Raw genomic sequence first — 18,426 nt, forward strand, 5'->3', positions numbered from 1 at the left:
ACCCTTGCCGCTCATCAGCCAAAGAAATGACACCTTCTCACCGGCAGAAAAACAGGGATGAAAGCTGGACACAATCGGGAGGGGCGTGGCATCCCCCGCCGCTATTTCACAGAAAAAACTCCCTCAGAATTGGGAGGGAGTTCAAGGGCCGTCATTCTGCAATTAGTCACAATACCGGTCATAAGCAGCCGTCAGGTTGGCAGCGATCTCTTCCAGCGGCACATTCTCGATTTCATGACGGTGAATCATATGCACCAACTTGCCGTCTTTTAAAAGAGCAAAAGACGGGGAAGAAGGCGGTTGACCTTCAAAATACTCGCGTGCCCGGGCGGTTGCTTCCCGGTCTTGCCCGGCAAAAACGGTATATAAATGATCCGGCACTTTATCGTGTTTCAGCGAAAAGGCAGCTGCGGGGCGGGCCAGGCCGGCTGCGCATCCGCAAACGGAGTTGACCACCACCAGGGCCGTTCCTTTTGCGCCTTCGCCGGTCAAGGCTGCATCCACCTCTTCGGGTGTGCGCAATTCCTTAAATCCGACGTTGGTCAACTCATCACGCATATGTTGAACCATAGCTTGCATTTGTTGGACATAAAAGTTCATGGACACTGTCATCCCTCCTTCGCATCTATTTTATCCCATTTTCAAAGCAAGAGTCTACCAATCATGCTTGAGGCCTTTGTCACGTCATTTGCTGCTTGTACATCTTTGTCCCAAAAAAGTCCCCGCTGGCCGTGGACATTTGATTTGCCTGCACAGCCGGTTCCACCTTTTTCAGCAAGGGAATGTTTTTGGAACAATGAATATAAGCTTCGTCAATTTTCACCAAAACCCAAGCCTCCACCTGTTTTTCCACTGTCTGCTGCAGATGAAGCGCAATCGGTCTCGGAATGCATCGCGTCAGTGCTTCATCTTCAATGATTCCCGCTGTCCCGTTGATATGCAGACCGATTCTGTGGGTAAAAAAATCGATAAACAACATTCCGATATGCGGATTTTCCAACATGTTCCCAAGGCTTGCCAATACACCATTTCCACGATACTCCGGGTATATCACGTTTTTTTTATTTATTATATGTATAAACCCTGGTTTACCGGCACGAAAGGACATATCGCAATTCCCCTGGCGGTCGCTTGTGGCAAGAAACATCATTTCCTGTTTCAGGAGAAAATCCTGCATGGCAGGCGACAGGTGATCAAGCATCTGATTTTCATAAAATGTGTTGGCCCGTTTTTCGGTGCCAAACCTCTTTTGGAGCCAGTGCTCGCCTTGTGAAGACATGGATTTAACACACCTCTATACTTTATAGGGTTTTTTCTTAACCAAAGTATAAGAAAAATAATCAAATTCAGCAAACAATAATCAGAAATGTTTTACATGTTTCTGGTTCTCATTTGAAAAACAAATTCGTTAAGGTTTTTTTGTGAAAACGGGTGCACCCCTTCGTTCCCAGCGTTTCAAATGGTCGATCAGAGGTACACCCGCGCTTCTATCGTGTTCGCCAGCTGTATATTCCTTACCGGTTATCCACCCGCTCCGGGTAGAGGTCGTGCTTGGCCAAGCGCTCCTGCGCAATTTTCTCCCATTTTGTCCCTGGTTTTCCATAATTGACATAAGGATCAATGCTGATCCCGCCGCGCGGGAGAAATTTTCCCCAGACTTCGATATATTTGGGATCCAATTTTTTAATCAAGTCTTTCATGATGACAACCACACAGTTTTCATGAAAGTCCCCGTGATTGCGGAAGCTGAAGAGATAAAGCTTGAGCGACTTGCTCTCCACCAGCTTTTGATCCGGAACATAACTGATATAGATTGTAGCAAAATCGGGCTGGTTGGTAATCGGACAAAGGCTGGTAAATTCCGGGCAATTAAACTTGACAAAGTAGTCGAGGTCCGGATGACGGTTATCAAACGCTTCGAGCAAACCGGGATTATATTCAAATTCATAGTCCGTCTTGCTGCCAAGCAAATGCAGATTCAAGTCTTCCTTCTTTTGCTCGTTCATGTTCTTTCCTCCACACATGATCATAAACGCTCAAAACGCGCATAGGCTTCATTCGTTTCCTGCACTTCGACCCATTTGACCAGCGGCTGGTTTTTCTTTTGCCGGCAAAGGCCATCGATGATCGAGAAAAAGACTTCAGCCACTTTTTCCGTAGTGGGGGCAGCCCCTCCTTGCTCGGGATCGAATTCGGGAAACTGGTTAAGCAGATAATGGTCATATTTTTTTTCCAATGCATGCTTTACCTGACGGAAATCAATCAACATATGCTGCTCGTCCAGTTCCTGCCCCTCCACGCAAAAAGTCACTTTGTAGTTATGACCGTGAATCCGTTCGCACTTGCCCGCACCCGGGACGCTATGGGCACAGGAAATCCAGAAATGCTTGACGAGTGTATACTTGCCGCGCATCGTTCATCACCTGAATTGTGAGGGAATTTTTTTATAGGGGATCGGATCAGTTGCGTTGTTTTCCGCAAAACCCTTGAGCCTGAGCAGGCAGCTGTCGCATTCCCCGCAGGCTTCTTCCCCGCCGAGGTAGCAGGAAGTGGTCAGTTCATACGGTACGCCGAGTTCCAAGCCGCGCCTGATGATTTCCGCTTTGGACCAATGAATGAGCGGTGTCTCAATGCTCAATTTTCCCTCCGATGTAACCCCCATTTTGGTCGCAAGATTAATCGTCTCCGTCATCGCAGCGATAAACTCGGGCCGACAGTCCGGATAACCGCTGTAATCAACCGCAGTCACTCCTGTATAAATCTTTTCCGCCCCGATCACTTCGGCATAAGCGGTCGCCAGTGACAAGAAAATCAAATTTCGCGCCGGCACATAGGTGTCGGGAATCCCATCCTGCACTCCGCCTGTTTGCACCTCGATCGCCTCGTCGGTCAGGGCACTGCCGCCAATATCCCCCAAAAAGGAAACGTTCACGATTTTATGCCGTTGTTCCACTCCATAGAAAGCCGCCACTTTTTTGGCATGCTCCACTTCTTTGTCATGCCGCTGCTGGTAATAAAAAGTGATGGGATACAATTCATAGCCTGCCTCTTTGGCAATCCCCATGCACGTGGTACTGTCCAAACCGCCGCTCAATACGACAACCGCTCGATTGCTCATGCGTTTTCTCCCCCTTAAACGCCCCGCGCATCGGGGTCCCAAATGATTTTGTGAATCTGCAAATTGAGTTTGACCTTAGTCAATCGCTGTTCGAGGATCAGATCCACCAGACGGTCCGGTTTCATCGTTTCCCAGACCGGGCTGAACAGCGGGACGCCCTTCTTCATTTTTTCCTTTACCACGGACGCCGCCAGGCAAAAATCTTCCTCATCAGCGATCACAAACTTCACCTCATCCGTGTCACGCAAAAAGGCAAAATTCTCTTCAATCATCTTGTCGTTTTCTCCGCTGGCCGGCAGTTTGTAATCCAAAATAAACCGGACCTTTTGCCCGATTTTTCCGTTGTTATTGCGCCATTCATCAAAAGGCCCGAGGTGGATGGCGCCGTTGGTTTCCACATGCACGTCATCCACCTCTTCGATTCCGGCAAGGGCCGCCATCAAAAGAAGGGACTTATTCCCGTGCATCAGCGGCTCACCCCCGGTCAGGCAGATGTGCCGATTGCCGTATTCCCTCACCTGCCCGACAATTTCTGATACCGTGGCAAAGTACTCCGGTTTGGCGGGGGCATAACTGTAGGGTGTATCACACCACGTACAGCGCAGATTGCAATTGTACACCCGTACGAACGTGGTCGGATACCCCGCTTTCGTCCCTTCTCCTTCCACTGTTTGAAATACTTCGACCATCGGAAGTTTCGGATCTTCCGTCAATCGTTCTTTCTGCAAAAGAACGCACCTCTTCTCTATCTGAAAAGCGTTTCGCTCAGGATCCGGACTAAACCCATGCTATCAAAAGCAGGCGCGGACAGACAATACCGCACATCCAAAAATCATAGCGAAATTCGCCTTGTTTCACAAGATCGGTCTTAAAAAAGGGAAAATCAGGGATTCAAAAGAGCGGAGAGCAACCCGGCCATCGTTTCGGAAAAGCCGGGCAGATATCGTGGAATTCAAAGGTAAGGGTTGCCTGCAATCAGCGGTTCAAAACGGCTTTACCGCATCGACGATCAGGGAAACACTTTTCAGCTCACCCGACTGATTGCGGTGATCAAAGCGGCGGGAGCGGTAGATAAAACCATCGAGGGGATCCCAGTCCACATAATGAAAATGACCGTTTTCATCGCAGTATTCAAGCAGCTTCACCAAAAAACCGGCTTCCTCAAACATCCGGGTGAACGATTGATAATTGTAGACGATTTTATGCAAAGCAGCCGGGTTATCCGCATTTCCCGCTCTCCCCGATTTGACGAGTTGCTGATATTCTTTGTTTTGAAAATACCCGTCCGGCACGGCACAGCGAATCCATCCTCCCGGCAATAAAAAACGGCGGCAAATACGGGCAGCCCTCACTCCTTCTTCAAAAGTCAGATGCTCCCACACATGTTCCGCCAAAATGGCCGTAATCGATTCTTCAGCAAATCGCGCTTCCCAATCTTCCGGTTTCAGCAAATTCAATTCATGTTCATTAGTGTGAATCCAGCCCGGGTTGTTGATCGTTTTTCCCGCCCCTACAACGACGCGGATTTCGTCAATTGATTCACCCATTGTGAAAACCCCCAATAAGTTCTGTTTATCTGTCTGCCATCAAGCGTGTGGATTGGTGGAATCATCAAAATGCCGGATCGGCCATGTCGCGCTCAAGCGTCTTTTTTCATTATAATCCTGATTCTGCTTGAATTTTTATGTTATTTTTGCGAAACCTGCGCCTGGAACGGTGCGGGAAAGACAAATATTTCCCCGGTCATAAGCGGGTTCACATCCGCATACAGATAAAAAACCGACTTTTCAGCTGTTGATTCCTTATTTTTGAGCGCCAAGCCGGAGAATCAAAACACAAACCAACCTGTCAGGTTCCGGGACAGGAAAATCGAGCGGCTAATTCCCCTTTTCCTTGTCGAAAATGAAAAAGGAGGAGGGAAATGATGAGTAAGAAGCTGACGGATGATTCCTATGTGCGCATCTTTGATGCCGAAGAATGCGCCATCATTGAATTTGCCCTGCTTGATACTTACAAGCGATTAAAAAACTATGAGGACGAATGGCACCAGCAACAACTGAAAAAAATGAGAAGGCTGTTAATCCAGAAGTTTGAAATTCTCCCGGACGAATAACAAAAAAGCAGTCACCGCCGTGTGCGGGCAATGCCGTTGCAGTTCTTCCTGACGATACAGACCGGGTCCAGGCTTGCCCGCGTTTCTCCATATTAATCCCGTCCTTCTCCTGTCTCCAGTGCTTCGATCTCCAATCTGTCCAACACCGGCTTCCAACGCTCCGGAATCCGGTCGGCAATCAAAAAATCAACCTGGTCCAGCGAACACACTTTGTAAAACAAGGGCTTCCCGAATTTTGTATGATCAGCGAGCACGATCACCTGTTCAGCGCGATGGATCATTTCCCGCACAACCTGCCCGTCCTCTTCGCTTTTAAAAAAAATGCCTTCATCGGTAATTCCGCCCGCGCCCATTAAAAATTTGTTCACTTTATATTCCTGCAACTTTCGGGTCGTCTCCGATCCGTACAAATAGCGGTCCCGCGCATGGAGTATCCCGCCCAAGACGTGAATCTTCACTCCCGGTTTCGCGGACAGGATATCGGCGATGTCGATCGAATTGGTGACCGCCACAATGTTTTGCGCCGTTATTGCCTGGGCGGCATATTGAACCGTCGTGGAAGTATCCAGCAGAATCGTGTCATAATCCTGAATCCACTTCGCCGCTTCCCTCCCGATTCGCTCTTTGCTCTCCCCTTTCAGATCCAGCCGTTCCTTATAACTTTCAATTTCCTGGTTCAAGGTAGGGAGAACCGCGCCACCCCGGGTTCGGATGATCAGTTTTTGCTCGCTCAATTTGACCAGATCCCTTCTCGCCGTGTCGCGGGAGACGTTAAATTGCTCGCAAATGTCCTGTACGCGGATCCGGCCGTGTTCTCTCAAATATTGTAATATCCCCAGCATTCGTTCCTCCTGGTACATGATTCGCCTCCGTTTAAGCATTTTTAAGCAAAGTTAAGCATTTATCACCAATAAAAACAATAAACACTTACTATTGCTTAATTTTAACGTTGCTTTTTGCGATCCGGCAAGGTAGATTGAGGATAGGAGAGAGGGAAAATCAACCACCGGTATCCCCTTGATCCTGCCACTCCCGGTTGCCAGCGTAACCTGCCGAAAGGGCGTGATGGCAATGGGAAAAGTCCCGGGACCAACATCCCCGGGACTCTCATCACTCTTCATAAATCATTTTGCGCGTCATTCCGCCGTCGACCACCAGCTGAATCCCCGTCACAAAATCATTTTCGGGATCACTCAGGTAGAAACAGGCTTTTACAATGTCTTCCGGTTTCCCCACCCGTCCTGCCGGGTGCTGTTCATGATCAACCGCCCGCAACGCTCCGTAATCACCCGTTTCAACCCAGCCCGGGGCAATCGCATTCACCCTGATCCCGTCCGGGCCCAATGAAATGGCAAGTGCATGGGTCAACCCGACGATCCCCGCTTTGGATGCGGCATAAGCCTCTGTGTTGGGTTCAGACATGAGTGCGCGGGTTGAAGCGAGGTTGATGATCACGCCGCTCTTTTGCGTTCGCATCACTTTTGCCGCTTCGCGCGAGCATAAAAAGACGCTGCGCAAATTGGTGTCAATCACGTCATCCCACTCTTCGGCCGTCAGGTCATAAGGCGATTTCCAACGTGATACCCCCGCATTGTTGATCAAAATATGCACCGTTCCGAAGGCATCAACGGCTTTTTGCACCAATCGGACAATCTCCTCTTCTTTGCGCACATCAGCGGGCACCGCAATCACTTCTCCATTCAACGATTGCAGGCGGCTTGCTGCTTTGAGCAACAGATCCCGGTTCAGATCAGCCATGACCACCTTAGCCCCTGCACGCGCATAACCCTCGGCAACAGCCCTGCCGATTCCCTGGGCTGCCCCGGTGACAATCACCACTTGACCGCTGAATTTCCCCATCGGTCCTTCCTCCTTTTCACAAGAAAAATCCCCACACCTCGGCGGGGAATCATCCTTCATTGCTCTACTTTTTGCAAGATCGATTGATAAACGCCGGTCCCGTGCCCATGAATATGATGGATTTCATCGCGGGCCAAACGGGCCACCAACGCTTTCTCTTCCTGCGTCATCTCGCTCTTTAAATCGCGCAGTTTCCGCTGCAATTCACTGATCAGGCGCAATTCCCGTTGCCTCTCTTCCGGGGTCGCCGCAAGCTCATCAGACTGCCCCTGACGCAACCGGACTGCTTCTTCTTCCAGTCTTGTGGAAAGAAAATTCATCTCTTCCGGGGAAAAAAGCATCAACTTTTCCTCCTTGTTCCTGAGGCTTGCATCCATAGTATCAGCCAATGTCTTTTTTCCCATTCTCTCTTCCGGCCTACGAGCGGATCATTTTGCCCATTTGCACCGCCGCCTCTTTCATCCGCGGGACAAACTGAATCATCTTGTCGATATTCATGCGGGAAACCGGACCGGATACGGCCAAAGCAGCCACCAAATCGCCCCGCTTGGAAAAAACAGGGACGGAAACGGCAGCGGTTCCTGCTTCCCGTTCTTCCACACTGATGGCAAACCCTTCTTCCCTGATTTTCTGCAATTGTTCAAGGTACTGTTCACGCTCGAGATTTTCCGGCCAGTCGGGGGAAGAGAGTAATTTGGATACCGCTTCTTCCCCGGCATATGCCATGAGGACTTTGCTGGAAGCACCAACGGCAAGCGGCATCCGCGCCCCAACCGGAGCCACGCGCCGGATCGCCTGCCTGCTTTCCACCGCCTGAATCCGCACGCGCTCCCCTCCGTCGCGAATATATAAACTGACCGTTTCATCCAGTTCATCACGCAACCGCTCCATCTCCGGCAAGAAGAGCACAGCCGGGTCATCGGACTGATCAAGATTGGCCGACAGCTCCCAGACGCGAAAACCGAGGCGGTACTTCTCCGACTGAGGATCGCGTTTTACAAATCCCTTTGCCTCCAATGTAGCCAAAAGGCGAAAGACCGTGCTTTTATTCAGTCCCGTCTTCTCGGCGATCTCCATCATTCCGAGTTGGGATGCATCTGCAAAGCACAACAATATATCCAAAGCCCGCTCGGCTGCCCGCACTGTTGCTTTTTTCGCTTCACTCAAGGTTTAGCCCCTCCGCGTTTCATTCTATGAAACTTATTTCGTTTTTCAAACATTATACTCTTCCAGGCTAAAAGATGAAATAAAAATATCGTGCAAACATGGTTCACCCCAAGCGCTGCATCACAAACGTCCGAAATTTCAAGACCGGAAGCGGCATGAATCCGCCTTCCCGCCAGGCCATCCCGATCATCCTGCGGCAACGGGGTTCACTCACTTCCAGACAAACAGTTTTTTCCTGATTCAGTCCGGAAACCTCCGGGATCAAAGCGATGCCCAGTCCCGCCGCGACCAATCCGGCCACGGTTGTCACCTCTTCCCCCTCAAAAGCGACTTGCGGGCGAAAACCGGCTTCCCGGCACAGGTTTTCGGTGATTGAGCGCAATCCGTATCCATGTTTCATGCAGATGAACGGGTCGTTTGCCACCTCATCCAAACGAACGGTTCCTCGCCCGGCCAAACGATGGTGTCGCGGAACCAGAAGAACCAGTTTCTCCTCAAGCAAATCCACCCAGCCGAAACCGGGACGCCGCACCGGGGGGGAGGTAAAACACAAATCGATTTCCCCCGCCTCCAGCTGTGTCAAAATATGCTGGGCTGAATTCTGGTAAAGCTGAAAGCGAACGAAGGGATTGGCCTCTCGAAATTCCCGCAGCAAGGACGGAATAAGCTGCGCACCCAGCGTATGCAAAAAAGCGAGTGAGACCAGTCCCCTCTCCGGATTAAGAAGATCGTCGATTTTCTTTTTTCCTTTTTCAATCTCAGCCAGCGCCCGCTCCACATGCTGAAGAAACAGATGTCCATAGCGGTTCAGGCGCACTGATCTTCCCTCCCGTTTAAAAAAGGGAACGCCGATTTCCTCTTCCAGCGCAGCGATGGAGCGACTGAGCGCGGGCTGGGAGATCGCAAGCTGCTCGGCGGCGCGTGTGAAATGTTCCAGACGGGCGACGACCCTGAAATATTCGAGCTGTTGCCATTCCATCCCGATCCCTCTTTCTGTTCATTTAATAACAGAAAAACATTGATTTAATGCAAAAATGAAATTTTACGACCAGCAAAGGATAGCGCTACGATAAGAGAAAGAGGGGAGATGCCCCCTTTTTTTATATTTCAAGCCGGGCCTTGGTATGCCCACCCTCTCCGGTTTTGCTCCCGTTTCCACCTTCAGGTTGCACCAAAAAGAAAGATGAATGTTTTCCATCCTTGAAGGAGGCATAAACATTGAACAAAATTGTTCCGGGATCCCCCGCCTTTGCCAAAGCGCTGACTTGCCTTTTCGCCGGGGGATTCGTAAGTTTTTCCATCCTTTACAGCACCCAGCCTCTTTTACCCCTTTTCTCACATGAATTTCACGTAAAGCCCGTAACCGCAAGTCTATCCGTATCACTGTCAACGGGGATGCTCGCCGTCTTCATGCTCTTGGCGGCTTCTCTCTCCGATAGCTGGGGCAGAAAAAAAATGATGAACCTGTCGCTTCTTTGTTCTTCGGTTCTCGCTTTGCTGCTTCCTTTTCTGCCCAATTTCACTCTCCTGCTCATCTTCCGGGCGCTGACCGGAGCAGCACTGGCCGGTCTACCCTCGATCGCCATGACCTATATTAATGAAGAGTTTCATCCCCAAAGCCTGGGGCGGGTGATGGGCATTTACATCGCCGGCACTTCCATTGGCGGAATGAGCGGGCGTATCGCCGTCGGCATTTTGTCCGATCTGTTTTCATGGCAAACGGCTCTTACCTGCATGGGTCTCTTCAACCTGTTGCTCAGCTGTTGGTTTTGGAAACACCTGCCGGAGACCGCTCATTTCCATCCAAAACGGCTGAAGCTCCGCAGCTTGTTTTTTTCCCTGGTCAATTGCTTGAAAAATCCGGGTTTGCTCTTATTATACGGAATCAGTTTTGCCCTGATGGGCAGTTTTGTCTCCCTGTACAATTATATCGGTTACGATCTAATGGCCTCGCCTTATCACTTGAGTTCTTTTGCCGTCAGCCTGATCTTCATCGTCTATTTGACCGGAACATTCAGTTCGGCCTGGATGGGCCGTCTTGCCGACAAATGGGGGCAGGCGAAAGTTTTGGGCTTTGGAATCTTCCTGATGCTGATCAGCGACGGACTCAGTCTCTATCCCCATCTCATCAGCAAAATAATCGCGGTCGCAATTTTTACTTTCGGCTTTTTCGGCAGTCATTCCGTGGCCAGCGGCGGGGTGGGAAAACTTGCTGCCGCCAGCAAAGCACAAGCATCTTCCCTTTATCTCTTTTTCTATTACACCGGTTCCAGTCTGGCGGGTTCAGCGGGAGGCTGGTTCTGGAGCCGGTTTGGTTGGTTCGGGGTGACCGAAATGATCGGCTGCCTGTTGCTTGTCTCACTCGGTTTGGTATTTCTCCTTTTCCTCCTGAGAGAGAAGCCGAAGCCCGGCCGAAGTTTTTATAAGAGTCATTAACCTTGTCATGATCTAAACCGCTGCTCACCACACATATAGTAAGACAGGGGATGTCCGTCGGGGAAAACCGCTTATATTGTTGCAGGCCGCACAAGATTCCCGGCTTTCGTCTCCGGGTTGCGCCAAAGAAGCGAATGGTTTTTTCCGGATGTTGGAGTGACAGCCCCCGCTCCTGGTTGATCAAAGCCTGCTTTTTTCCATTGTTTTCTCATTTTTTTTAAGTGGAAGCCTATACAATATTTCAAAACCATTGTATAATGGTATCGAATTTAGAACCTTGTTTCACCAGACGAAACCAACCCGCAAAGGAGGTTGCCCGCATGGCAAAGGATTTGTTCAACGTCCGCTCCAAACTGACCGTTGAAAATCAGGAATATGTGTACTACCGTTTAAGCGGATTGGAAGAACAAGGAGTCGGCTCTGTCTCCAAATTGCCATTCTCCATTAAAGTGCTGCTGGAAGCAGCCGTACGCCAATTTGATGGAAAATCCGTAACAAAAGAACATATCGAACAATTGGCCACCTGGGCAGAAAAGCGTTCCGACAAAGAAATCGCCTTCAAACCCGCGCGGATCGTGCTGCAGGATTTCACCGGGGTACCGGCCGTTGTGGACCTTGCTGCACTGCGCTCAGCCATGGCGCGCGTCGGCGGTGATCCCAAACGCATCAACCCGCTCATTCCCGTTGATCTGGTCATCGACCACTCCGTGATGGTCGATAAAGCCGGAACTAGCGATGCTTTGGAGTACAACATGGACCTGGAGTTCAAACGCAACGAAGAGCGTTACCGACTCTTGCGCTGGGCTGCCGAATCCCTGGATAACTTCCGCGCTGTTCCTCCGGCAACCGGCATCGTCCACCAGGTAAACTTGGAATATTTGGCCAATGTGGCCGTAACCCGGGAAGTGGACGGCGAAAAAGTGGTATTCCCGGATTCGCTTGTCGGTACCGACTCCCACACCACCATGATCAACGGGCTCGGCGTTGTCGGCTGGGGCGTTGGCGGCATTGAAGCCGAAGCATGCATGCTCGGGCAACCGCTCTACTTCATCACCCCAGAAGTGATCGGCTTTAAACTGACCGGAAAACTGGCTGAAGGAGCCACTGCAACCGACCTCGCCCTCACCGTCACCGAAATGCTGCGCAAAAAAGGCGTTGTCGGCAAGTTCGTCGAGTTCTACGGTTCCGGTCTGTCCAATCTGAGCCTGGCCGACCGTGCGACGGTTGCCAATATGGCTCCGGAATACGGTGCCACGATCGGTTTCTTCCCGGTTGACGAAGAATCGCTCAACTACCTGCGCAACACCGGGCGCGATGAAAGCCTCGTGCAGCTCGTAAAAGAATACTACACGGCACAAGGCCTCTTCCGTACGGATGAAACACCTGATCCGGTATACACCGATACGATCGAACTCGACCTGTCGACCGTCGTTCCAAGCTTGTCCGGACCAAAACGCCCGCAAGACCGCATTGAGCTGAGCAAAATGAAAGAATCCTGGAATGAAACCTTGCGCAAACCGATTGATGAGCGCGGATTCGGCCTGTCCGACCAGGAAATCAGCAAATCGGTCAGCGTTACCCGTCCCGACGGAACCACTTATGAACTGAAACAAGGCTCGGTTGTGATTGCAGCCATCACCAGCTGTACCAACACATCCAACCCGTCCGTGATGGTCGGCGCCGGTTTGGTGGCGAAGAAAGCGGTCGAAAAAGGCCTGAGCGTACCTGCTTACGTGAAAAGCAGCTTAACCCCCGGTTCCAAAGTCGTAACCGACTATTTGACCAAGGCGAACCTGATTGAACCGCTGGCAAAACTCGGCTTCACCGTGGCCGGTTACGGTTGCGCCACTTGTATCGGAAACAGCGGCCCTCTCTCTGATGATGTGAGCAGAGCGATTGAGGAAAACGACCTGACCGTCGCCTCTGTCCTCTCCGGTAACCGTAACTTTGAAGGGCGCATCCATCCGCTGGTGAAAGCAAACTACCTGGCTTCCCCACCGCTGGTTGTCGCCTATGCCCTCGCCGGAACAGTCAACATCGATTTTGAAAAAGAGCCGATCGGCCACGATCCGAGCGGACAGCCGGTTTATTTAAAAGATATCTGGCCGTCTTCGCAGGAGATCAGCGATGTGATGGCCAGCGCCATCAGCGCGGAACAATTCCGCAAACAGTATGCCAAAGTGTTTGATGCCAACGAACGCTGGAACCAACTGCCCACACCAAAAGGCGTTCTGTATGAGTGGGATGAAAAATCGACCTATATCCAGGAACCGCCTTTCTTTGTCGGCCTGTCACCGGAAGTGGAAGAGATTAAACCGATTTCCGGCGCACACATCCTGGCTCTCCTCGGTGATTCCGTGACCACCGACCACATCTCGCCGGCAGGAAGCATCGCCACCAACAGCCCGGCCGGACGCTACCTGCAAGAAAACGGCGTCAGCGTAAAAGACTTCAACTCCTACGGTTCACGGCGCGGAAACGACCGTGTTATGACCCGCGGCACCTTTGCCAACATCCGCATCCGCAACCAGGTGGTACCGGGATCGGAAGGCGGCGTGACGGAACACGTTCCGAGCGGTCAAGTGATGTCCATCTACGATGCGGCGATGAAATACAAAGAGGAAAACACCCCGCTCGTCGTCATCGCCGGCAAGGAATACGGCACCGGCAGCTCCCGTGACTGGGCCGCAAAAGGAACCAACCTGCTCGGGGTCAAAGCCGTGATCGCCGAAAGCTTTGAGCGCATCCATCGCAGCAACCTCGTGGGCATGGGCGTGCTCCCGCTGCAATTCAAAGATGGCCAAAGCTGGAAATCGCTCGGCCTGACCGGAAAAGAAACCATTGATATCATCGGTTTGAACGATCAAATCGCTCCGGGTCAAACCCTGAAAGTGAAAGCGACCAAACCGGACGGAAGCACGGTTGAATTCGATGTCGACGTGCGCCTGGACAGCGTGGTCGATGTGGAATATTACCGCAACGGCGGTATTTTGCAAACGGTCTTGCGCCAAATCCTCAACGGTTAAAGCGGGTAAGAATCCCGGTCAGGAATGATCTCTTCGATGACCCGGGCGCATGGGAAGAACGGCTCACCGTTCCTGGTATCCCGGTTAAGCCTTCCGTTTCCATCCCCGGGCATGCCCGTTTTGAATTTCTAAATCCGTTTGGCAATCGCATTGAATTGATCCAAATGTTATGATGAAAGCAGTGCCACCCACTCGGCACTGCTTTTTGATTATCTCGAAAAAGGTGATGCCCTGTGAATTTTTCATCCTGGCTGGCCTATCCGCTATCCCAGCTTCCCTTCATCCTGGTCACGCTCCTGATCGCTTTTACCGTCCATGAATTCGCTCATGCCTATACCGCTTACCGCTTTGGAGACCCGACAGCCAAAAATGAAGGAAGGCTCACATTAAATCCGGCGGCCCATCTTGATCCGCTCGGGGCGCTGTTGGTGATCATAGCCGGATTTGGCTGGGCAAAACCCGTGCCGGTCAATCGTTTTTATCTGCGCAATCGCAAACTGGTCGGTCCGCTCATTACCATCGCCGGCCCCTTGAGCAACCTTCTCCTGGCCTTTCTGTCCCTGTTCATCTGGGACCTGTTGCAGCAGTTTTCCTGGTATGCCAGCCTTACTCCGAACATGATCGGCATCATGACCACCTTTTTTTCCATCATGGTCCATTTCAATATCCTTCTTTTCTTCTTCAACATTCTGCCGTTTCCACCCCTGGACGGGTATCGCTTCATCGAAGATCTGGTTTCCAATGAAACGCGGGCGAAAATGCATCAATATGAATCGTACGGCTGGCTCCTGTTCATCATTCTGGCGGTCACTCCACTCGGAAACTTTGTCTTGGCCCCTTACTTCTCTTTTTTCATCCCCGGTACAATTAATGCCATGAGCGATTGGCTGCATTTTCTGTTTTAAAGAGAAGAATCCTCTGCTCCCGGCAAGCGCTTTTCCAATTCAATCTCATCATGCAGCGGAATGCCCTCATTTCCGACCAGCGGAATGGAGGGTTTTTGCTTGCGCGCCTCGTCAACCGCTCCCGGGTAAAGAGCAACCATCCGGTACCCCCGTTTTTGATAAAAACGCAAAGCATTCAGATTGTCGTTGGTTGTGATCAGACAGATGCGCTTCCCGCCCTGCTCTCTCACCTTTTGCTCAACCGCCCGGAGCAGGCTGCCGCCCACCCCGCAGTTTGGGATCAGCGCATTGAGGCTCAGGATCTCCGCCGCATCGGCCCGAATCGCAAACGTGACGGCTCCCACCGGCTTCCCTCGCTGAATCGCGATCAGGGCGGACAACTCATGCAGATGAAAAACGTTCCCTTTGGAAACCATCTTTGCTCCGCCCCATTCCTTCTGCCACAAGCGCCGCAACCACTCCTGCTCTTCACCCGATTCGGGGGCGCGGATGATAGTTTTCGTCATGCTGTTGACTCCCCTTTTCATCAGGTATGTTGCTTTCCATAATCTGAGGTTTGCGACGCTACCGGAAATGGCGCAGGTTGGCAAATGCCTGCATCGCCTGGTACCAGGCAGCCACGGTTCCTTCCGGCACACTGGCTGCGAGGTATTTCTTTTTGCCGATCCGGCGGCATGCCCCTGCCTCCATCAAGATCAAGTCATCAGCCGCCTCCGCCAGCTCCATGTCCTTTTCCGTGGCGATCATGGTAATCCGGCCTTGCGGATTGGATCGCAACTCCCGCCACAAAAGTTTTTTGCCCAATTCATCCAATCCCTCGGTCGGTTCATCCAAAATCCAGATGGAGGGATCGACCAGCAAACTGTGAGCCAATAAAAAGCGTTTAAAAGCTCCTCCGGACAGCTCACTGACAAACGAGCGGCGAAAACCGGCCAACCCCCATTTGGCCACGATTTCAGCACTCTTTCTTCGCGGATTCATCACGCGCTTCAACTGCGCTTCATACAAAAACGCTTTTTCAACGGTCATGTCCGTCTCCCATCTGCAGTGAACGGGAACATAACTGATTTTTCCCTTCAGCTCCGTCAAAAAGGATGAGCCGGCCGTCGCATTTCCCTTCGACCAAACGTACGATTTTTGCTCACCCCATTGATAAATAATCCGTCCGTCATCCGGGACAGAAACCATGGCGGTTAAACGCAACAGCGTGGTTTTGCCCGCGCCTTTCGGGCCCAATATAACGGTAACTCCGGCCCGGATCGAAGCGGAAAAATCGAGCAATCCCAGGCAGGGCGAACGGAAGGATCGTCTTGACGCATCGTAAGAATCAAATGTTTTTCTCAAATGGAACCAATCTATACGCAACGGTAACGTCACCCTTTCCGGCCGAATTGCAAGTCTGTCCAAATCAAGTGTTCTGTGAAAGGCATGGTTTTCGGGTTGCGCCCCCCTGACCCAGCGTTTCTGCTGATCAGTCAGCAGGCCGCCATCCCCCCTCCTGATTTTTCAAAAAATTTTTCTTCCGGCGCTGTGTCAGACAAATGTTTTTATGTAAGAAAAGATCTTGATTTTCATGGGGTTATTAAAAAGCCTGAGTGAGAGGATCAAACATCCATCTGTCCAAATACGTGATAAATTCTGACCTTTATATTCTTTATTAATTCTAGTATAACTTACAATAAAATCCAAGTGGACGATTTAAAGGAGAATCTTTTTTCAATTGGGTGACATTCTGTTTTGGCAAAGGAATGGATTGACCCCATCCTCCTTCTGTGATAGGTTGAAAGTGTAGAATTCCATATGCGAGAAACGGGAGCTTGGAGTGAGCCAGGCTGAGAGGGCGGAGAACTCTGCCGCCGACCGGTGAACCTGATCTGGGTAATGCCAGCGTAGGAATGGATGAATAGGGATCATTGCATCTCCTTTTCGCAAATTTTCTCCATTTTCCAGTCATACGCGCTTGGTGTATGGCTATTTTATTTCTCTTCCCTCATTTATCCTCTCCCGTTTTCTCCTTGTGGACCCTATCCACAAAACAGGAGGAAAGCAAATTGAACCGCTACTTTTATCCCAACAGCAAGAAAGTGTATGTCGAAGGATCACGTCCCGATCTCCGCGTTCCGATGCGGGAAATTTCACTGTCCCCGACCAAGGACTGGCGCGGGGAAACCCCGAATGATCCGGTTCGCGTCTATGACACGAGCGGCCTCTATACCGACCCGCAAGCGAAGATCGACCTGCGCAAGGGCTTGCCCAAACTGCGGCAAAAATGGATTCTGGAGCGGGGCGATGTAGAGGAATATGAAGGCCGGCAGGTACAACCGGTCGACAACGGATACCGGTCGGAAGAAAAAGTCCGGCAGCTCGACACATTCCCGCATCCCAATGTTCGGCCGTTGCGCGCCAAAGCCGGTAAAACGGTGACGCAGATGCATTACGCCAAAAAAGGAATCATCACGCCGGAAATGGAATTCGTCGCCATCCGTGAAAACCTGGATCCCGAATTCGTCCGGCAGGAGGTGGCCAGCGGACGCGCCATCATCCCGGCCAACATCAACCATCCGGAAGCCGAACCGATGATCATCGGCAAAAATTTTCATGTCAAAATCAATGCCAATATTGGTAACTCCGCCGTTTCTTCCTCCATTGAAGAAGAGGTGGAAAAAATGACTTGGGCGACGTTGTGGGGCGCCGATACCATTATGGATCTGTCCACGGGGAAAAACATCCACAATACCCGGGAATGGATTATCCGCAACTCACCCGTGCCGGTGGGAACCGTGCCGATTTATCAGGCGCTGGAAAAAGTGAACGGCGTTCCGGAAGATCTGACATGGGAAGTGTACCGCGATACCCTGATTGAACAGGCGGAGCAGGGAGTCGATTACTTCACCATTCATGCCGGTGTGCTGCTGCGATATGTTCCGCTGACCGCAAACCGCGTGACCGGAATCGTCTCCCGCGGTGGTTCGATCATGGCTGCCTGGTGTCTGGCACACCATGAAGAAAACTTCCTGTACACCCATTTCCGGGAGATTTGCGAAATCCTGAGAACCTATGATATTTCCGTCTCGCTCGGCGACGGATTGCGCCCCGGGTCGATCGCCGATGCCAATGACGAGGCACAGATGGCGGAGCTTCACACACTGGGAGAGTTAACGAAAATTGCATGGGAATATGACGTGCAGGTAATGATCGAAGGACCAGGCCATGTACCGCTCCATAAAATCAAAGAAAATATCGATATCGAACAGAAAATCTGCCATGAAGCTCCTTTCTATACATTAGGTCCATTGACCACCGACATCGCTCCCGGTTATGACCATATCACCTCGGCCATCGGTGCAGCGCTGATCGGGTGGCACGGAACCGCGATGCTCTGTTATGTCACTCCGAAAGAGCACCTGGGCCTGCCGAACAAAGAAGATGTAAAAGAAGGGGTGATCGCCTATAAGATCGCCGCACACGCTGCCGATCTGGCAAAAGGTCATCCCGGCGCGCAAATTCGCGATGACGCCTTGTCCAAAGCGCGTTTTGAGTTCCGGTGGGTCGACCAGTTCAATCTATCGCTCGATCCGGAACGGGCCAGAGCGTTCCATGACGAAACCCTGCCGGCCGAACCTGCGAAAACGGCTCACTTCTGTTCCATGTGCGGGCCCAAATTCTGCAGCATGCGCATCACGCAGGATATTCGCGAATACGCGGAGAAAAACGGATTGGCGCTGGCAGAAGCTGCAGAAGCAGGAATGAAGGAAAAGGCGGCCGAATTCAAACAATCCGGTTCATCGATCTACAAATAAG

The 18,426-nt window shown here is 51.3% G+C and carries 19 protein-coding genes; 5 read left to right on the top strand and 14 right to left on the bottom strand.

Annotated elements, in window-relative coordinates; translation table 11 throughout:
* Positions 1–162 precede the first annotated feature (162 nt).
* The 7 genes from I8U18_RS10075 to I8U18_RS10105 all read right to left on the bottom strand — a co-directional run bounded on the left by I8U18_RS10075 (position 163) and on the right by I8U18_RS10105 (position 4,665).
* Entirely contained in the window at positions 163–600 is a 438-nt protein-coding gene (locus tag I8U18_RS10075; protein ID WP_033100186.1) for a BrxA/BrxB family bacilliredoxin, read from the bottom strand.
* A gap of 79 nt (positions 601–679) precedes the next feature.
* On the bottom strand, positions 680–1,279 hold the full coding sequence (locus tag I8U18_RS10080; RefSeq protein ID WP_033100141.1) for a pyridoxamine 5'-phosphate oxidase family protein: 600 nt from the start codon (positions 1,277–1,279) through the stop codon (positions 680–682).
* 235 nt (positions 1,280–1,514) lie between these two features.
* Positions 1,515–2,006, bottom strand: coding sequence for a preQ(1) synthase (gene queF / locus I8U18_RS10085; protein ID WP_033100140.1), 492 nt, complete (start codon positions 2,004–2,006; stop codon positions 1,515–1,517).
* Positions 2,007–2,026: 20 nt separating this feature from the next.
* Positions 2,027–2,413 carry a 6-pyruvoyl trahydropterin synthase family protein gene (locus I8U18_RS10090; RefSeq protein WP_033100139.1) on the bottom strand — a complete coding sequence of 129 codons (387 nt, stop codon included), beginning with the start codon at positions 2,411–2,413 and terminating at the stop codon, positions 2,027–2,029.
* Positions 2,414–2,419: 6 nt separating this feature from the next.
* Positions 2,420–3,118 (bottom strand): 7-cyano-7-deazaguanine synthase QueC, encoded by a 699-nt coding sequence (queC, locus tag I8U18_RS10095; protein ID WP_033100138.1) that lies wholly within the window; start codon positions 3,116–3,118, stop codon positions 2,420–2,422.
* Between the two features lie 14 nt (positions 3,119–3,132).
* Positions 3,133–3,846 (bottom strand): 7-carboxy-7-deazaguanine synthase QueE, encoded by a 714-nt coding sequence (locus I8U18_RS10100; RefSeq protein ID WP_232336361.1) that lies wholly within the window; start codon positions 3,844–3,846, stop codon positions 3,133–3,135.
* A 255-nt stretch (positions 3,847–4,101) separates the two neighbouring features.
* Positions 4,102–4,665 carry a class I SAM-dependent methyltransferase gene (locus I8U18_RS10105; protein ID WP_198055890.1) on the bottom strand — a complete coding sequence of 188 codons (564 nt, stop codon included), beginning with the start codon at positions 4,663–4,665 and terminating at the stop codon, positions 4,102–4,104.
* Positions 4,666–5,042: 377 nt separating this feature from the next.
* Here I8U18_RS10105 and I8U18_RS10110 point away from each other — a divergent pair, with 377 nt between their 5' ends.
* The gene (locus tag I8U18_RS10110; protein ID WP_198059114.1) at positions 5,043–5,231 is read left to right on the top strand and encodes a hypothetical protein; all 189 of its coding nucleotides are present in this window, start codon (positions 5,043–5,045) and stop codon (positions 5,229–5,231) included.
* Between the two features lie 92 nt (positions 5,232–5,323).
* On the opposite strand, the gene I8U18_RS10115 is transcribed toward I8U18_RS10110, so the two are convergent.
* The 5 genes from I8U18_RS10115 to I8U18_RS10135 form a co-directional block, all read right to left on the bottom strand.
* Positions 5,324–6,073 (bottom strand): DeoR/GlpR family DNA-binding transcription regulator, encoded by a 750-nt coding sequence (locus I8U18_RS10115; protein ID WP_232330915.1) that lies wholly within the window; start codon positions 6,071–6,073, stop codon positions 5,324–5,326.
* Between the two features lie 268 nt (positions 6,074–6,341).
* Positions 6,342–7,091, bottom strand: a complete 750-nt coding sequence (locus tag I8U18_RS10120; RefSeq protein ID WP_033100133.1) for an SDR family NAD(P)-dependent oxidoreductase — start codon at positions 7,089–7,091, stop codon at positions 6,342–6,344.
* A gap of 56 nt (positions 7,092–7,147) precedes the next feature.
* Entirely contained in the window at positions 7,148–7,432 is a 285-nt protein-coding gene (locus I8U18_RS10125) for a hypothetical protein (RefSeq protein ID WP_152568492.1), read from the bottom strand.
* A gap of 76 nt (positions 7,433–7,508) precedes the next feature.
* On the bottom strand, positions 7,509–8,258 hold the full coding sequence (locus tag I8U18_RS10130; RefSeq protein ID WP_033100131.1) for an IclR family transcriptional regulator: 750 nt from the start codon (positions 8,256–8,258) through the stop codon (positions 7,509–7,511).
* 103 nt (positions 8,259–8,361) lie between these two features.
* Positions 8,362–9,237, bottom strand: coding sequence for a LysR substrate-binding domain-containing protein (locus I8U18_RS10135; RefSeq protein WP_198055889.1), 876 nt, complete (start codon positions 9,235–9,237; stop codon positions 8,362–8,364).
* A 239-nt stretch (positions 9,238–9,476) separates the two neighbouring features.
* Between I8U18_RS10135 and I8U18_RS10140 the strand changes: the two genes are divergently transcribed.
* From I8U18_RS10140 to I8U18_RS10150, 3 genes are all read left to right on the top strand, one after another.
* Positions 9,477–10,694, top strand: coding sequence for an MFS transporter (locus I8U18_RS10140; protein ID WP_198055888.1), 1,218 nt, complete (start codon positions 9,477–9,479; stop codon positions 10,692–10,694).
* A 320-nt stretch (positions 10,695–11,014) separates the two neighbouring features.
* Positions 11,015–13,720 (top strand): aconitate hydratase AcnA, encoded by a 2,706-nt coding sequence (gene acnA, locus I8U18_RS10145; RefSeq protein WP_033100129.1) that lies wholly within the window; start codon positions 11,015–11,017, stop codon positions 13,718–13,720.
* A gap of 233 nt (positions 13,721–13,953) precedes the next feature.
* A complete protein-coding gene (locus I8U18_RS10150; protein WP_033100128.1) occupies positions 13,954–14,625 on the top strand; it encodes a site-2 protease family protein in 672 nt (223 codons plus the stop codon).
* Here I8U18_RS10150 and I8U18_RS10155 read toward each other — a convergent pair.
* A complete protein-coding gene (locus I8U18_RS10155; protein ID WP_232336362.1) occupies positions 14,622–15,131 on the bottom strand; it encodes a GNAT family N-acetyltransferase in 510 nt (169 codons plus the stop codon). The two genes, I8U18_RS10150 and I8U18_RS10155, sit on opposite strands and share 4 nt — an antisense overlap.
* 58 nt (positions 15,132–15,189) lie before the next feature.
* On the bottom strand, positions 15,190–15,990 hold the full coding sequence (locus I8U18_RS10160) for an ATP-binding cassette domain-containing protein (RefSeq protein ID WP_160173819.1): 801 nt from the start codon (positions 15,988–15,990) through the stop codon (positions 15,190–15,192).
* A gap of 602 nt (positions 15,991–16,592) precedes the next feature.
* On the opposite strand from I8U18_RS10160, the gene thiC reads away from it, so the two are divergent.
* Positions 16,593–18,425: a phosphomethylpyrimidine synthase ThiC gene (gene thiC, locus I8U18_RS10165; protein WP_198055884.1), complete on the top strand. Its 1,833-nt coding sequence runs from the start codon at positions 16,593–16,595 to the stop codon at positions 18,423–18,425.
* Position 18,426: the final 1 nt, after the last annotated feature.

The sequence above is a fragment of the Thermoactinomyces sp. CICC 10522 genome, assembly GCF_016055075.1.
GTDB classification, from domain to species: Bacteria; Bacillota; Bacilli; order Thermoactinomycetales; family Thermoactinomycetaceae; genus Thermoactinomyces_A; species Thermoactinomyces_A daqus.

Bases quoted from the DNA above. Each gene is read 5' to 3' on its own strand.
- I8U18_RS10075 (WP_033100186.1), bottom strand. From the start codon at position 600: ATGAACTTTTATGTCCAACAAATGCAAGCTATGGTTCAACATATGCGT.
- I8U18_RS10080 (WP_033100141.1), bottom strand. From the start codon at position 1,279: ATGTCTTCACAAGGCGAGCACTGGCTCCAAAAGAGGTTTGGCACCGAA.
- queF (WP_033100140.1), bottom strand. From the start codon at position 2,006: ATGAACGAGCAAAAGAAGGAAGACTTGAATCTGCATTTGCTTGGCAGC.
- I8U18_RS10090 (WP_033100139.1), bottom strand. From the start codon at position 2,413: ATGCGCGGCAAGTATACACTCGTCAAGCATTTCTGGATTTCCTGTGCC.
- queC (WP_033100138.1), bottom strand. From the start codon at position 3,118: ATGAGCAATCGAGCGGTTGTCGTATTGAGCGGCGGTTTGGACAGTACC.
- I8U18_RS10105 (WP_198055890.1), bottom strand. From the start codon at position 4,665: ATGGGTGAATCAATTGACGAAATCCGCGTCGTTGTAGGGGCGGGAAAA.
- I8U18_RS10110 (WP_198059114.1), top strand. From the start codon at position 5,043: ATGAGTAAGAAGCTGACGGATGATTCCTATGTGCGCATCTTTGATGCC.
- I8U18_RS10115 (WP_232330915.1), bottom strand. From the start codon at position 6,073: ATGCTGGGGATATTACAATATTTGAGAGAACACGGCCGGATCCGCGTA.
- I8U18_RS10120 (WP_033100133.1), bottom strand. From the start codon at position 7,091: ATGGGGAAATTCAGCGGTCAAGTGGTGATTGTCACCGGGGCAGCCCAG.
- I8U18_RS10125 (WP_152568492.1), bottom strand. From the start codon at position 7,432: ATGCTTTTTTCCCCGGAAGAGATGAATTTTCTTTCCACAAGACTGGAA.
- I8U18_RS10135 (WP_198055889.1), bottom strand. From the start codon at position 9,237: ATGGAATGGCAACAGCTCGAATATTTCAGGGTCGTCGCCCGTCTGGAA.
- acnA (WP_033100129.1), top strand. From the start codon at position 11,015: ATGGCAAAGGATTTGTTCAACGTCCGCTCCAAACTGACCGTTGAAAAT.
- I8U18_RS10155 (WP_232336362.1), bottom strand. From the start codon at position 15,131: ATGACGAAAACTATCATCCGCGCCCCCGAATCGGGTGAAGAGCAGGAG.
- thiC (WP_198055884.1), top strand. From the start codon at position 16,593: ATGGCTATTTTATTTCTCTTCCCTCATTTATCCTCTCCCGTTTTCTCC.